The organism is Exiguobacterium sp. HVEsp1, from assembly GCF_002009685.1.
GTDB lineage: Bacteria > Bacillota > Bacilli > Exiguobacteriales > Exiguobacteriaceae > Exiguobacterium > Exiguobacterium profundum.
Window position 1 is genome coordinate 1,259,963 of sequence record NZ_KV917367.1, and the last position, 15,155, is coordinate 1,275,117.

General features: G+C 47.4%; 13 protein-coding genes. 12 read left to right on the plus strand and 1 reads right to left on the minus strand.

Annotated elements, in window-relative coordinates; all coding sequences use genetic code 11:
• Nucleotide 1: 1 nt before the first annotated feature.
• The 9 genes from BV910_RS06485 to BV910_RS06525 all read left to right on the plus strand — a co-directional run bounded on the left by BV910_RS06485 (nucleotide 2) and on the right by BV910_RS06525 (nucleotide 11,867).
• Nucleotides 2-1,255 (plus strand): lipid II:glycine glycyltransferase FemX, encoded by a 1,254-nt coding sequence (locus BV910_RS06485; RefSeq protein ID WP_015881437.1) that lies wholly within the window; start codon nucleotides 2-4, stop codon nucleotides 1,253-1,255.
• Nucleotides 1,252-1,905: a M15 family metallopeptidase gene (locus BV910_RS06490; RefSeq protein WP_078146729.1), complete on the plus strand. Its 654-nt coding sequence runs from the start codon at nucleotides 1,252-1,254 to the stop codon at nucleotides 1,903-1,905. Before BV910_RS06485 ends, BV910_RS06490 begins: the two co-directional genes overlap by 4 nt.
• A 95-nt stretch (nucleotides 1,906-2,000) precedes the next feature.
• On the plus strand, nucleotides 2,001-3,668 hold the full coding sequence (locus BV910_RS06495; RefSeq protein ID WP_015881439.1) for a ribonuclease J: 1,668 nt from the start codon (nucleotides 2,001-2,003) through the stop codon (nucleotides 3,666-3,668).
• A 61-nt stretch (nucleotides 3,669-3,729) separates the two neighbouring features.
• Complete coding sequence (locus BV910_RS06500; protein WP_078146730.1) at nucleotides 3,730-5,922, plus strand: FtsK/SpoIIIE family DNA translocase; 2,193 nt, start codon at nucleotides 3,730-3,732, stop codon at nucleotides 5,920-5,922.
• A gap of 402 nt (nucleotides 5,923-6,324) precedes the next feature.
• Nucleotides 6,325-7,044: a GntR family transcriptional regulator gene (locus BV910_RS06505; RefSeq protein WP_078146731.1), complete on the plus strand. Its 720-nt coding sequence runs from the start codon at nucleotides 6,325-6,327 to the stop codon at nucleotides 7,042-7,044.
• Between the two features lie 130 nt (nucleotides 7,045-7,174).
• The gene (locus BV910_RS06510; protein ID WP_078147920.1) at nucleotides 7,175-8,260 is read left to right on the plus strand and encodes a BMP family lipoprotein; all 1,086 of its coding nucleotides are present in this window, start codon (nucleotides 7,175-7,177) and stop codon (nucleotides 8,258-8,260) included.
• 63 nt (nucleotides 8,261-8,323) lie between these two features.
• Nucleotides 8,324-9,850, plus strand: a complete 1,527-nt coding sequence (locus BV910_RS06515; protein WP_078146732.1) for an ABC transporter ATP-binding protein — start codon at nucleotides 8,324-8,326, stop codon at nucleotides 9,848-9,850.
• Nucleotides 9,847-10,911, plus strand: coding sequence for an ABC transporter permease (locus BV910_RS06520; RefSeq protein ID WP_047795404.1), 1,065 nt, complete (start codon nucleotides 9,847-9,849; stop codon nucleotides 10,909-10,911). The genes BV910_RS06515 and BV910_RS06520 overlap by 4 nt, the downstream gene beginning before the upstream one ends.
• Complete coding sequence (locus tag BV910_RS06525; RefSeq protein ID WP_015881445.1) at nucleotides 10,908-11,867, plus strand: ABC transporter permease; 960 nt, start codon at nucleotides 10,908-10,910, stop codon at nucleotides 11,865-11,867. Before BV910_RS06520 ends, BV910_RS06525 begins: the two co-directional genes overlap by 4 nt.
• Nucleotides 11,868-12,026: 159 nt before the next feature.
• On the opposite strand, the gene BV910_RS06530 is transcribed toward BV910_RS06525, so the two are convergent.
• On the minus strand, nucleotides 12,027-12,275 hold the full coding sequence (locus BV910_RS06530) for a ferredoxin (RefSeq protein WP_015881446.1): 249 nt from the start codon (nucleotides 12,273-12,275) through the stop codon (nucleotides 12,027-12,029).
• A 142-nt stretch (nucleotides 12,276-12,417) separates the two neighbouring features.
• On the opposite strand from BV910_RS06530, the gene BV910_RS06535 reads away from it, so the two are divergent.
• The 3 genes from BV910_RS06535 to BV910_RS06545 are packed head-to-tail and all read left to right on the plus strand — an operon-like array spanning nucleotide 12,418 to nucleotide 15,093.
• The gene (locus BV910_RS06535; protein WP_015881447.1) at nucleotides 12,418-13,440 is read left to right on the plus strand and encodes a YpbB family protein; all 1,023 of its coding nucleotides are present in this window, start codon (nucleotides 12,418-12,420) and stop codon (nucleotides 13,438-13,440) included.
• Nucleotides 13,424-14,851 carry a RecQ family ATP-dependent DNA helicase gene (locus BV910_RS06540; protein ID WP_240499808.1) on the plus strand — a complete coding sequence of 476 codons (1,428 nt, stop codon included), beginning with the start codon at nucleotides 13,424-13,426 and terminating at the stop codon, nucleotides 14,849-14,851. The genes BV910_RS06535 and BV910_RS06540 overlap by 17 nt, the downstream gene beginning before the upstream one ends.
• A 41-nt stretch (nucleotides 14,852-14,892) precedes the next feature.
• Nucleotides 14,893-15,093, plus strand: coding sequence for a hypothetical protein (locus tag BV910_RS06545; RefSeq protein WP_015881449.1), 201 nt, complete (start codon nucleotides 14,893-14,895; stop codon nucleotides 15,091-15,093).
• Nucleotides 15,094-15,155: the final 62 nt, after the last annotated feature.

Sequence of the window (15,155 nt, forward strand, 5' to 3'; positions counted from 1 at the left end):
TATGGCAGTACAACCAATTACGTTGACAGAAAAAGAGCATGACGACTTCGTCAAAACACACGACCGTGGGGATTTGTTGCAACTATCGAGTTGGGGAGATGTGAAGCGCCAAAATGGTTGGACGTCAGAACGTGTCGCGGTCGCGCGAGACGGCGTGACGTCCGGTGTCGCTTTACTTTTATTCAAACGTGTCCCGAAATTACCATACACACTGTGCTATGCCCCACGCGGGTTTGTCGTGGACTACGACGACTTGGCATCGCTACAGGCGCTCGTGAAAGAAGCGACACGTGTCGCGACGGCACATAAGGCCATCGTCGTAAAAATCGATCCAAACATCGACCGCGATGAATTGCCAGGACTATTGACCGAAATGGCTGCCATCGGGTTTAAACATAAGGGATACGGCGGTGGCTTTGACTACGCCCAACCTCGTTTTACAATGGAAACTGATTTGCGCCCGAGTGAGAAGGATATTTTTGCGAAATTCCATCATAAGTTCCGCTACAATGTCCGTCTCGCGGAGAAAAAAGGAATCGTCTGCAAAGAGGTCGGTCGTGACGGACTCAAAACGTTCGCCGATTTGATGAAAGTGACAGGGGAGCGTGACGGATTCGCTACGCGAGGGCTCGATTATTTTGAGAACCTATACGATTGTCTGCAACCGAACGATGCCCGTCTCTTCTTGACAACGCTCGAACCGAAAATCGCACTCGAACAGCAACAGGCGACGCTAGAAAAAGCGAAGAAAGAGTTGGCGAAGATTGAACGGGGCCTTGAGAAAGAAACGATTGAAAAGAAACGTAACAGCCTTTTGAACCGCAAGGAACAGACGGAGGCACAAATTCAAAAAGCGGAGCAAGCCCTCCCTGAGCTCGTCGAACTCGATCAGACCTATCCGAACGGGCTCGTCTTATCAGGTGGTCTGTTGACACTCGCAGGACGGCGCTCTTATTACTTATACGGAGCCTCGTCAAATGAATTCCGTGAATTTATGCCGAACCACTTGATGCAATGGACGATGATGCAGGCGGCCAAAGCGAGTGGCGCCGAGCGATACGACTTCGGCGGGGTATCAGGAAGTACGGACCCGGATGATGAATATGCTGGTCTTTACGCATTCAAATCGGGATGGGGAAGCGACATGATTGAAAAGGTCGGGGAATTCGACCTCGTCTTGAATCGTCCTTTGTATATGGCACTCGAAAAAGGGTTGCCACTCTTAAAAGGACTGCGTAAACGGTTAAGAAGATGAGATGGACAGGCGTGTTATCTCTTGCGATGGTCGCCTTTCTGATTGGCATTACGCTCGCTTACTTTTATATGCAACCGGAACCGGTGCCTTGGGTGGACGAGCCGACGTTCGAAGCGGATATGTGTGTGCGAGACGTGGAGAAAGAAGATGCGATCTTGGTAAGGACGAAGATTGATTTTGACCGGTTGCATCCGTTAGTCGCCAATCGAGGAGAATCGTTCATTCGATTGGCCCATTCTTGTCTAGACCTCGAAGTGCGCCTCACTTCAGGATACCGTTCTGCCAAGGAACAGAATGCGCTTTATGCGCAAGGGCGGTCTGAACCCGGGCAAGTGGTGACCAATGCGAAGGCGGGTCAGAGCTATCATAACTATGGTCTTGCTGTCGATTTCGTTATCATCCATAACAACAAGACCGACTATGACCTGAATACGGATCGTAATCGGAATGACATTCCTGACTGGCAAGAACTCGGGGAGTTAGGAAAGGCGCTCGGCTTTGAATGGGGCGGAGACTGGAACTCATTCCCGGACTATCCTCACCTCCAAATGGACTTCGGCTTGTCGATTCGTCAACTTGTTGCAGGGAAACGACCTGACGAAAAAGAGACGGCACCGCTTGCCGATGCACTAAAACCTCTATTAGATTAGACGGAAATGTTGGCAATGAAGCCGTTTTCCGCTACAATATTCAGTAGCGATAAGGGGACGAAACAGAATATGAATCATTTAGGAGGTTTTTGTTAGTGTCAAAAAAGAAGACAGAGAATATTAGCGTCTTTGCGCTTGGAGGCGTAGGCGAAATCGGGAAGAACATGTACGTCGTGGAACTAGACGACGACATCTTCGTCATCGATGCCGGTCTAATGTTTCCAGGCGATGAGATGCTCGGGATTGATATCGTCATCCCAGACATCACATACTTAAAAGAAAATAAAGATCGTGTACGGGCGATTTTCATCACCCATGGTCACGAAGACCATATCGGTGGACTTAGCTACGTCTTACGCGACTTGAAGCACGTTCCAGTATACGGGACGAAATTGACCCTCGGGTTGATTGAATTGAAATTAAAAGAGGCCGGTTTGTTGAAAGAAGTCGACCTTCGCATGATTGATGCCAAAACGAAATTGACTATCGCTGATCATTTCATCACGTTTTTCCGCGTCAATCACTCGATTCCCGACTGTGTCGGCGTCTGTATTCAAACGTCTCAAGGTGCGATCGTCCATACCGGAGATTTCAAGTTTGATTACACGCCTGTCGATGGTAAACAATCCGACTTCAATAAATTAGCGGCAATCGGACAACGTGGCGTACTTGCGCTTCTTTCCGATTCGACGAACGCCGAGCGACCGGGGCAAACCGGTTCAGAGTCAATCGTCGGAGCTGAATTGAACGATGTCATTTATCAAGCGGAAGGTCGGGTTATCGTGGCATCATTCGCCTCGAACGTCCATCGCTTGCAACAAGTATTCGCAGCAGCGGAAGCGAATGATCGTAAAGTCGCGGTCGTTGGTCGTAGCATGGTCAACATCGTCGAAGTTGCACAGAAACTAAACTACTTACGTTTCAAGGCGAAGACACTCGTCGAGTTGTCGCAAGTAAACCGTCTACCGGATAATAAAGTCGTCATTTTAACGACAGGTTCGCAAGGAGAGCCGATGGCGGCATTGACTCGTATGGCTCGTAATGCCCACAAGCAAGTCAACATTCGATTGAATGACACGGTCGTCATCGCGGCGACACCGATTCCAGGGAATGAGAAGTCTGTTTCTAAAACGATTGATTTGTTGTTCCGTTCAGGTGCGAACGTCATTTACAACCAACGTAAAGTGCACGTATCTGGACACGGATCGGCAGAAGAATTGAAGCTGATGCTCAACCTCGTTAAACCGAAGTACTTCTTACCGATTCACGGGGAATACCGGATGCAGATGGCACACTCGAAACTCGCTGAACAAGTGGGTGTCAAACCGAACAATATCTTCATCGTTGAAAAAGGTGACGTCGTCGAGTTCACGGGTCGAAAAGCCCGCATGAGCCGAAAAGTTCCTGCAGGAAATGTCTTGATTGACGGAATCGGCGTCGGGGACGTTGGAAACATCGTCTTACGGGACCGTCGATTGTTGTCACAAGATGGAGTTGTTCTCTGCGTGGTCACGTTGAATCGGAAACAGAAGAAATTGATTTCAGGACCTGAACTCATCTCACGTGGTTTCGTATATATGCGTGAATCGGAGGAGATGATTTCAGAGGCAAACCGTATTGTCACGAAACAGATTGAAAAGAGTCTGCAGGCTGGCAGTGATTGGACCGAATTGAAATCAAATATCCGCGAGCGACTGAGCGTCTTCTTATTCGAGCAGACGAAACGTCGTCCGATGATCTTGCCGATCATCATGGAGATTTAATGGAATGAGAGTGAGGCAAAAGTCATCTGACTTTTGCCTTCTTTTTTTAGGAGGAACTGATGTGGCTCAAAAAACAAGAAAGACTCCCGTAAAGCGAAAGCGGCCAGCGACGCGAAATACGAGGAACCGTAAAAAACAACCGATTGCGCCACGTACATATGGGTGGGGCATCTTTGTCCTCGCCATCGTCGCATTCGTATTTGCCTTATTTGATTTAGGGTGGATCGGACAACAGTTGTCCGATTTATCTGTCTATCTTTTCGGAGGATGGGGTGCGCTCACTTACTTGATGATGGCAGTCTTGTTATGGATCGTACTCACTCCGATGAAGCCGATGCGACGAGCGGGACTATTCGCGATGCTCGCCTCGTTCTTACTATTTGGAGACTTACTTTGGGGAGAGGCGAGGGGTGGCATCAATGGCACTTTTTATAACTTGAACCAATATTTATTCTCTGACTTCGGGATTGTCTTCTTAGGAATCGTCTGCTTCCTTGTCGGTGTCTCGCTCTATGCCCCGACGATTTGGGGGACGCTCTATCATCGAATGCAGGAATCCGTCACGGCCGTCAGAAAAGAATGGCAAGCCAGACCGAAAGTGGAAAAGCAGCTAGAGACGAAACGAACGCGCAAAACGTCACCTCGTCCAAAACAAGAGGAAACGCAGCCGGACGCGGAAGTAGAGTCAGATGTGGTCACGATGCAAGACATTCCAATCGTCGGGTTTAGTGAGAAAGTCGTAGCAGAAAAAAGAGAGACGGAAGATCAACCTCGTACGGATTCTTCGGAAGTCGATTCCACAATCACGACCGAGGAGATGATGATGACTGCGGCCCAAGATGTCTCGGATACATACGAGCTTCCGCCATTCTCGAATTTGAAAGAGCCCGTCATTACGGATTTGTCTGGTGAGAATGCACGATTGAAAGAAAATGCATCCAAACTTGTAAAGACGCTTAAGTCATTCGGGGTCGGTGTCAAAGTGTTAAAGATTCACCTTGGTCCAACCGTCACAAAATATGAACTACAACCGGATATCGGTGTGAAAGTCAGTCGCATCACCTCATTAAGTGATGATTTGGCATTGGCGCTCGCTGCAAAAGATATTCGGATTGAAGCTCCGATTCCGGGTAAAGCCGCTATTGGTATTGAAGTGCCGAACCAGGAGGTCGCACCGGTATGCTTACGTGAAGTACTGGAAGCGGAGCCGGTGAAACAAGATGACTCGAAGTTACTCGTCGCACTCGGTCGGAGTATCAGTGGCGAGACGGTTGGGATCTCTCTCAATAAAATGCCGCATTTGCTTGTTGCAGGATCGACAGGATCAGGTAAATCTGTCTGTATCAACGGCATGATCGTGTCACTCTTGATGCGTTCTCGTCCGGATGAGGTCCGACTCATGATGATTGATCCGAAGATGGTCGAGTTGAACGTCTATAACGGAGTGCCACACCTGTTGACACCGGTCGTCACGGATCCGAAAAAAGCCGCCCAGGCACTGAAGCAGGTCGTCGCAGAAATGGAACGGCGGTATGAACTGTTTAGTCGATATGGAGTTCGCAATATCGAAGGTTACAATGAACTCGTCGATCAGTCGGATGACGAGGATGCGAAACGTTTACCGTTCATCGTCGTAATCGTCGATGAATTAGCGGATTTGATGATGGTGGCATCAAATGATGTCGAAGATGCCATCATGCGACTTGCACAAATGGCACGTGCTGCGGGTATTCATATGGTCCTCGCGACACAGCGCCCATCTGTCGACGTCATCACAGGAGTCATCAAGGCGAACATTCCGTCCCGCATCGCCTTTGCCGTCTCTTCTCAAACCGATTCAAGGACCATCCTTGATGGTGGCGGGGCGGAAAAGTTGCTTGGACGCGGTGACATGTTGATGCTTGCAAACGGAATGAACAAGCCGGTCCGTGTACAAGGTGCATTCGTCTCCGATCAAGAAGTCGAGACGGTCGTCAATCATGTCATCGCGCAACAACGTGCGCAATATGTGGAAGCGATGATGCCAAAAGAAGAGGAAGTGACGACGATTGATTCGGATGATTCATTGTTCGGAGAAGTCGTGCAATTCGTCATGACACAAGAAACGGCATCAACTTCGATGATTCAACGCAGATTCCGAATCGGGTATAATCGTGCCGCCCGTTTGATTGACTCACTTGAGGAAGCCGGGTATGTCGGTCCATCGGAAGGTTCGAAACCGAGGAAAGTACTCATTCAAGAGCAAACAGAATAATAATAAAAAACGAATGATTATATATCAGTATATATAATCGTTCGTTTTTTAATGCAATTTATACAATATAGAAATATTCGCTCTATCCTTAGATGTTCGCTATAATATAAATGTAATATAGCACATATGTCCTATATACTGAATTAGTACATACTTTTAAAAACTACTGAAACGCTTACATTTTTTAATAACGTTTACATTTTACAAAAGTTTTTCAATGGGGATGAAAATGAGTAAATTGGACTCAAAGGTACGGTTCGGCATGTTCCGAAAAAATATTTCCTTGATTCCGAACAAAAACTATTGCGTTCTAATTCTCGAATCCCTATACTTAATATTGGCAAGGACATTCATACGTCAGATGTCTGAGCACTGGTAAGTAAATTAAAGGTGGTGAGGCCAATGTCGATTAAGCTCGATCATCGATTGCTCTATCTTCGAGTGATTGAGAAAATTAAGCAAGATATCGACGCTGGTGTCTATCGTGAAGGGGAGAAGTTACCTTCAGAATTTGAACTTTCGAAGCAACTTGGAGTCAGTCGAGCGACACTTCGCGAAGCGCTCCGGATTCTCGAAGATGAGAAATTTGTCGTGCGAAAGCATGGGGTAGGAACATTTATCAGTTCTAAACCGCCATTCACGTCAGGAATTGAGGAATTGTTCAGTGTCACTGACATGATCACACGAGCAAAGATGACACCAGGAACGAAAGTATTGGTGGCCGAGAAAGTGTTGGCAACAGAGAGAGAAGCCGAGCGTCTCAAGATTGAGCCGAACTCACCGATTTATCGAATTGTACGAATTCGATATGCGGACGACACACCGGTTGTGTATTGTGTCGATAAAGTGCCGGCCCATCTCGTCTCGAATCCTGAGGCATTGACTGAAGGGAAATCTCTGTTTGATTCTCTCGAAAAAGAGGTAGGACGTCGAGTCGCTTATGCGATCACGCACATCGAACCGAGTGTCAGCGCTGAAATCTCGTCACAACTTCAGACGGACCAACCGTTACTCGCTTTAAAACAATTGCATTATGATGAGAGTGATTTACCATTACTCGATTCGGCCAACTTTTTCCGTGCTGATCGATTCGACTTCCATGTCGTACGTAAACGAGTTTAAACGAGCAGTTTCTGGACGGAAGAGTTATTTTTGGGTAATAGCGTGAAAGCGCTTTCTTATACCGGTGTAAAGACTACTGATAACATGACAACAAAAATTGTTATGAACCGAAAGGGGAAACACGACGATGATGAACAAAAAGAAAACGATTCTCTCAGCTTTAGCAGCAGGACTCACACTCTCTACAGTACTCGCAGCATGCGGTGGAGATGACAACGAAGGCTCATCTTCAAACGGTGAAGGCGGAGAAGGTAGCGACTTCAAAGTTGCAATGGTCACGGATACTGGTGGTGTTGATGACAAGTCATTCAACCAATCAGCTTGGGAAGGTTTGAAAAAGTTTGGTGAAGAAAATAGCTTAACTGAAAACGAAGGATACAAATATCTTCAATCAGCAAAACAAGCAGACTATCAGCCTAACTTGCAACAATTGGCACGTGATCAATTTGATTTGATCTACGGAATCGGTTTCTTGATGGCAGAGGATATTGGAAAAGTTGCAGAACAATTCCCTGATAACAACTTTGCAATCGTTGACTCGGTTGTAGATGCACCGAACGTTGCTTCAATCACGTTTAAGGAACAAGAAGGTTCATTCCTCGTAGGTGTAGTAGCTGGTCTTACAACGACGACTGATAAAGTTGGTTTCATCGGTGGAGTAGAATCAGACTTAATCAAGAAGTTTGAAAATGGATTTAAAGCTGGTGTAATGGCTGTAAACCCTGATGCGACAATCGACGTAAAATATGCTGAAGACTTCAACTCAGCTGAAAAAGGAACTGCAATTGCGTCAGGTATGTATGGATCAGGATCTGATATCATCTATCACGCAGCTGGTGGTACAGGTGTAGGTGTATTCACTGAAGCGAAAAACCGTAAGAAAAACGGTGAAGAAGTTTGGGTCATCGGGGTTGACCGTGACCAGTACGAAGAAGGTCTTCCAGAGAACGTTACTCTTACGTCAATGGTTAAACGTGTAGATACAGCGACACTCGAAGTGTCGAAAATGGCAATGGACGGTAAGTTCCCAGCTGGTGAAGTGGTTGAATTCTCACTTAAAGATGAAGGTGTAGGAATCGCACCAACTTCTGAAGAAAACGTTGCTGCAGACGTGCTCACTAAAGTTGATGAGTATCGTCAACAAATCATCGATGGTGATGTTGTTGCACCAGCAACTGACGCTGAGTTCGAAGAGTTCATGAAAAACGTAAAATAATTCATTTGAGTATAGGGGGGACCCACGTGGTCTCCCTTTACTTAAAGTTAGGGGTGAACTTCCTTGGAATATGTAATTGAAATGCTAAATATTCGCAAAGAGTTCGGTACGTTCGTCGCGAACGACAATATCACACTCCAATTGCGTAAAGGTGAAATCCATGCGCTTTTAGGAGAAAACGGGGCCGGGAAATCAACGCTCATGAACGTGTTATTTGGTCTCTATCAGCCTGAAGGTGGAGAGATTCGCGTACACGGAAAGAAAGTGGATATTGAAAATCCGAACATCGCCAACGAACTTGGAATTGGAATGGTCCACCAACACTTTATGTTGGTTGAAAAATTCACAGTCACTGAAAACATCATTCTGGGTCTTGAACCGAAGAGTGGGGTCACAATTGATCGCGCCACAGCTCGGAAGAAGGTCATGGACATTTCAGAGCAATACGGACTTAAAATCGATCCTGATGCGAAGATTGAAGATATTTCAGTCGGCATGCAACAACGTGTTGAAATCTTGAAGACGCTCTATCGTGGAGCAGATATTCTGATTTTTGATGAACCGACGGCAGTGTTGACACCACAAGAGATTCAAGAACTTATCCAAATTATGAAACGTCTGATTGCTGAAGGTAAGTCGATCATCTTGATTACGCACAAGCTGAAGGAAATCATGCAAGTTGCGGACCGCTGTACTGTCATTCGTCGTGGACGCTACATTGGAACGGTCGAGGTCGACGAGACGGTAAATGAAGACAGTTTAGCTGAAATGATGGTTGGTCGCGAAGTAAACTTTGATGCAGAATATTCGAAAGCCGATCCACAACAAGTCGTTCTCGACGTTCAAAACCTCGTCGTCAAAGATGGTCGCGGTTTGAAAGTCGTTGAAGGATTGGATTTACAGATTCGTGCTGGAGAAGTACTTGGAATTGCCGGAATTGACGGGAATGGTCAGACGGAGTTGATTGAAGCCATTTCAGGTTTGAAAAAGCCGGAGTCTGGTAAAGTGTTGCTCAACGGAAAAGATGTCACAGGACACACGCCGCGTAAGATGACCGAGGCAGGGATCGGACACATCCCGCAAGATCGTCATAAACACGGACTTGTTCTTGACTACTCGATTCGTGACAACATGGTACTTCAAACGTACTATAAAGAACCGTTCTCGAAACGAGGTCTCATGAACTATAAAGCTGTGGCTGAGAAGGCGAAGGCGTTGATTGAGAAGTTTGACGTCCGAACTCCATCAATTGATGTTCCAGCGCGTGCTCTCTCGGGAGGGAACCAACAGAAAGCAATCATTGCACGTGAAGTCGATCGCTCACCAGACTTACTCATCGCCGCTCAACCGACTCGTGGTCTCGACGTAGGTGCGATTGAATTTATTCACGAGCAGCTTATTAAAGAACGTGAAAAAGGACGCGCCGTCTTACTCATCTCGTTTGAACTTGATGAGATTTTACACGTATCCGACCGTATCGCTGTTCTCTACGAAGGAAAAATTGTAGGGATTCGTGATCCGAAAGAGACGACGGAGCAAGAGCTAGGCTTCTTGATGGCCGGCGGTAAGAGAGGGGACGAAACAGAATGAAAAAATTAAGTTTAAACCAACTTCTCATTCCATTCCTATCCATCATTTTAGGACTACTCGTCGGGGCTATCGTCATGTTGATTGGTGGGTACGACCCGGTTCAAGGGTTTATCTCGTTATTTGAAGGAATGTTTGGTAGTCCGTATGCCGTCGGTGAAACATTACGTGCTGCAGCCCCGCTCATCTTCTCGGGTCTTGCGGTTGCATTCGCCTTCCGTACAGGACTATTCAACATCGGGGTAGAAGGACAAGTGTTGATCGGCTGGGTCGCAGCCGTTTATGTAGGGATTAACTTCGACTTACCGATGTTCATCCATTTACCGCTCGCGCTCCTCGCGGCAATGGTCGCAGCTGCGATTTGGGCGTTCGTTCCTGGATTCTTGAAAGCGAAGTTTTACGTGCATGAAGTCATCACGTCAATCATGATGAACTATATCGCGCTATACACGACGAACGCGATATTGCGTAGCGTTATCGGCGTAACGAACGAGCGTACAGAGTCAATCAACGACTCGGCGTCTCTCGCCTCGCCATGGCTCCAAGAGTTGACGACGTATTCACGTCTTCACTGGGGTGTGCTTGTCGCAGTACTTGCGGCAATCGTGTACTACTATATCCTTCAACGTACGACACTCGGTTATGAGTTACGTGCCGTCGGATTCAACAAACATGCATCACAATACGCAGGGATGAGCGTCAACCGTAACATCGTCCTATCGTTCGTCATCTCTGGTATGTTCGCCGGTCTCGCTGGTGCGATGGAAGGTCTCGGAACATTCGGCAGTATGACCCTCTCGGCATCGTTCACTGGTGTCGGATTTGACGGGATTGCCGTCGCCCTTCTTGGTGCGAACACCGCGATTGGGGTCATTCTAGCAGCGATTCTCTTCGCAGGGTTGAACATCGGTGGATTGGCAATGCAGCTCGGTGCGAACGTACCATCTGAGCTCGTCAAAGTCATCATCGCAGCCATCGTCATCTTTGTAGCGTCTGGATATGCGATCAACTATGTCGTTGAGAAACTTAAAGGAAATCGTAAGAAAGGAGTGGAGAAAAAATGAACTTCTTAGAAGTCCTTTATATCGTCGTACCGGTTGCGCTTGCCTATGCGACTCCACTCATTATCGCAGCACTTGGTGGAATCTTCAGTGAACGTTCTGGTGTCGTCAACATCGCCCTTGAAGGAATCATGGTCATCGGTGCCGCGACAGGAATCATCACGACGCTCACCTTGACTGATTTAGGTGTTGGTGCCTCTAGCCCATGGATTGCCTTGCTTGTCGCCATGGTCGTCGGCGCGTTGTTCTCCCTCTTCTTGGCCGTTCCTGCCATCCTTTGGCGTGCGGATCAGACGGTTCTCGGGGTGGCGATCAACATGCTCGCTATCGGTCTCGCCATCTTCGTCGTACGTGTTCTTTACAACAAAGGACAGACCGACTTTATCGAGTACCGGATCGCAAAAGAAAATGTACCCTTTTTATCCGATATTCCCGTGTTGAAGATGTTCTTTATCAACGTCCAATACACGTCGTTCGTTGCGATCGCCTTGGCGTTCGTTGTGTGGTTCGTCATCTTCAAGACGCCGTTTGGACTTCGTCTTCGTTCGGTCGGAGAACATCCGATGGCGGCTGATACGATGGGAATCAACGTCACGAAAATGCGCTTCATGGGCGTCATGCTCTCTGGTGCGTTTGGTGGTCTTGCCGGAGCGGTTTATGCTGTGACGGTCACGACGAACTTCAGCGGAACGACCATCGTTGGTCAAGGGTTCTTGGCGATTGCCGCAATGATTTTCGGTAAATGGAATCCGCTCGGTGCGCTTGGTGCCGGATTGTTCTTTGGATTCGCTCAAGCCCTCTCGATCATCGGAAGCAACTTGCCGGTCATCAATAACGTGCCGCAACTCTTGCTCTTGATTGCACCATACGCCCTCACGATTCTCGCTCTCGCTGGACTCGTTGGTCGTGCGGATGCGCCGAAGTCAGTCGGTATCCCATATATTAAAGGGAAACGTTAATTCGAGATAGGACATATGTCCATTTCGTCTAGGTTGTTTGGTGCTTAAGCCAAACAACCTTTTTTGATATACTTGTCTAGAGATGTCATGATTAGACTCGGTTACATGCGAAAACACAAAAAAGACATATCAGTCACAGGACCGATATGTCTTTCACGATTATTCGAATTTTAAAGCGTCGCCGTCAAACGACTCGTCCGCTACTTTGATCGAGTCTGTCGGACAGCCCTCGAATGCATCCATCATGTCTTCGTATAGCTCATCTGGGATTTCAACAGTACCTGTGTTGTCATCCATCAAGTTGAACGCAAGACCTTCATCATCATAATCGTAAATATCTGGTGCTGCTGCGCCGCAAGCTCCGCATGCGATACATGTATCTTTATCGACGATTGTAAATTTTGCCATGATAATAACCCTCCAAACGGTTCGTTTCTCTTAGAAATCATTCTACTGACTATGAGTAATTGTAGTCTACATACCCAATTATTTCAATGAGGAAACGAGCGTCTTTTTGGTAGGATAATGATTTTTTTAAGGAAGTGACGATTTGGTTCATTTAGCGGATGGAGTTCTTCTGCTGGCCATTAAACGATTAAATGGAGAACGGAGTGAGCGAAGTCTCTACCATGTCCTGAATGGGAAGCGCTCGGCCACGACGCTACAGGACGCATTTTTTTATGACTTAGAGCCTCTTTTTGGACAGTTTCCACAAACGACTTATTCGTATGAATCTGTCCTGAAACAACTTGAGAAACGAGGATGGCTCGACCGTAAACGATTCAGATTGACAGAGGCGGGAGAAATGCTGGCTTCACCAGAATCGGTCGAGCAACTATTCAATCGGTTGGGCGGGGAACGCCGTGATTTTAACGCGACCACGTGGAAACGCTTGAGTTTGTTCGTGCAGACGTTCATGTCAAAAGAACATGCCCGGACATTCTATCCGGTACAAGCCGATCGTCCAGCAGAGCAATGGGTCAAGCAGTTGTTACATCTTGATCGGGATTGGAAAGCGCTCATGCGAACGTTTCATCAAGAGATTGAACAAGCACTTGAACAAATCGGGGACCCGTATGCGACGGCCGTCGTCTATCGATTCACAGGAGCGTTTGAGACGGGTCTGACGTACGAACAAATCGCCAGCCTGCTTCATGTTGATGCCGAGACGGCTCGTTTGTATTTTTTGGCCGGATGGAACGAACTGTTAATGGTCTTGCCGGATGATGCCAAACTACGGGGATTTACGTACGGCTTATCGACGGACCGGATGACCTATTCAGCACGTGAGTCATATGAGTTGTTCTTAAAGGGATACACGTTCCAACAGGTTCAAGCGAAACGGCGTTTACGTACGAGTACGATTGAAGACCATGTCGTCGAGATGGCGATGTATTTAGAAGTCTTCCCGCTCGAACAATTTGTACCGATGGAGGATGTGGTCACGATTGAAGAGTTGCGGCATCCGGATAGCTGGGCGTTGAAACCGGTATTTGAGAAAATGGGACGTGTCAGTTATTTTCAAATTCGACTTGTCTTCGCCAGACTGAAACGAGGTGAGAGTTTTGTATGAAGCGACATTAAAACGAGTGTTCGGGTATGAATCGTTTCGCCCTGGACAACACGACATCATACATGCCGTGATCGAAGGGCAGGATGTATTGGCCGTCATGCCGACGGGGGCGGGAAAATCGCTGACGTTCCAACTTCCTTCTTATATTAAAAATCAAGGGCTCACGGTGATTGTCTCGCCATTACTCTCACTCATTGAGGACCAGATGCTGCATATACGAGAACGGGGAGAGCGTGGTGTCGCTCGTTTGACGTCGATGGAATCGGCTGAAGAGAAGCAGGACATCATCAACCATTTGAAACGTTACCGTTTTTTATATCTTTCACCTGAACAATTGGCCGTTCCTTATGTGACGCGTGCTCTGGCGAATGTGAAAATTCAAATGCTCGTCATTGACGAGGCGCACTGTATCTCACAATGGGGGCATGAGTTCCGTCCTGAGTATGCGCGTTTAGGTGAGTTGCGAAAACAGATTGGGAGCCCCCAGTGTATGGCGGTCACGGCGACGGCGCCAGAAGGCGTGAAACAGGACATCATTGAAAAGCTGGCACTGTTCTCACCTGAACAATTCGTCCACTCTGCCAATCGTCCGGAAATCCGATTGTTGGTTGAACGGTTGGAAAAAGAGAAGAAACTTGAGCGATTGAAAGAGTTGATTCAAGAGATTCCCAAACCTGCAGTCGTTTACACGGCGACCCGTCGCGAGGCAGAGGCGTTAGCCTTTGAGCTAGAGGATGCATTGTTTTACCATGGAGGCATGTCTACGGAAGACAGGCGACTCGTGCAGTCCCAGTTTTTACGGGACGAAGTGTCGGTCATGGTATGCACGAGTGCGTTCGGGATGGGTGTGAACAAAGACAACGTCCGTTCTGTCGTTCATTTTCAGTTGCCGGCAACAGTCGAGGCATACATGCAGGAAATCGGACGAGCGGGGCGTGACGGACAACCCGCATTCGCGGTCCTTCTATATGCCGATGGCGACGAACGCATCCAGCAATTTTTAATCGACGGACAGTACCCGAAAGACGAGGACATGCGACTAGCCTATTTTGAACGTGAGAACGGGACGTCGTTCGCGCAACTACCAAGGTTGTTACGCATGAATGAAGAAGACCCGAAGTTTCTCCTGCTGAAGCAATTGTTGACAGAACGTTCGCTTCAAGAAGCACTCGATTGGGTAAAGGAAAGAAAGCGTGATCGGTATCGTCAACTCGGACAGATGATGGATTATGCCCTCATCCGGACATGCCGACGCGATTACTTGCTTCGTTATTTTTCCGAACAAACGGTCGACCAAGAAGAATGCTGTGATGTTTGTGGGCCGATTCCGTTCCCGGATACACCGCAAATCGTCCGAAAAAATGTGACAGAATGGAAAATTCGGTTGACGCAAATCTTTTCCTTTGAATAATATCATAGTAAAATGATAAAAAAGGTAAAGGAGGGCATACGTTGCGACATCGGAATCAGGCGGATTCTTTACGCGAGCAATTGGCGGACACGTTGCCGTCTCGAGCTGAGAGGCAAGAGGGCGAACGGAAGAGGAAGTTAAATGATAACTGGATGAAGCGCCCGTTGGCGATGACATTAACCTTCGCCATGCTAGCGATTATTCTCATTTTCATATATATCGGGCGACACGCCATATTTTAAACTAGGTGCGAACAGAGTTCGCATCTTTTTTTATTCTTAAAAAATTCTCGATTGCACAATAA

What these genes read in the sequence shown, in the direction of transcription:
- BV910_RS06510 (WP_078147920.1), top strand. Translation starts at nt 7,175, where the DNA reads ATGAACAAAAAGAAAACGATTCTCTCAGCTTTAGCAGCAGGACTCACA.
- BV910_RS06530 (WP_015881446.1), bottom strand. Translation starts at nt 12,275, where the DNA reads ATGGCAAAATTTACAATCGTCGATAAAGATACATGTATCGCATGCGGA.
- BV910_RS06525 (WP_015881445.1), top strand. Translation starts at nt 10,908, where the DNA reads ATGAACTTCTTAGAAGTCCTTTATATCGTCGTACCGGTTGCGCTTGCC.
- BV910_RS06520 (WP_047795404.1), top strand. Translation starts at nt 9,847, where the DNA reads ATGAAAAAATTAAGTTTAAACCAACTTCTCATTCCATTCCTATCCATC.
- BV910_RS06490 (WP_078146729.1), top strand. Translation starts at nt 1,252, where the DNA reads ATGAGATGGACAGGCGTGTTATCTCTTGCGATGGTCGCCTTTCTGATT.
- BV910_RS06485 (WP_015881437.1), top strand. Translation starts at nt 2, where the DNA reads ATGGCAGTACAACCAATTACGTTGACAGAAAAAGAGCATGACGACTTC.
- BV910_RS06505 (WP_078146731.1), top strand. Translation starts at nt 6,325, where the DNA reads ATGTCGATTAAGCTCGATCATCGATTGCTCTATCTTCGAGTGATTGAG.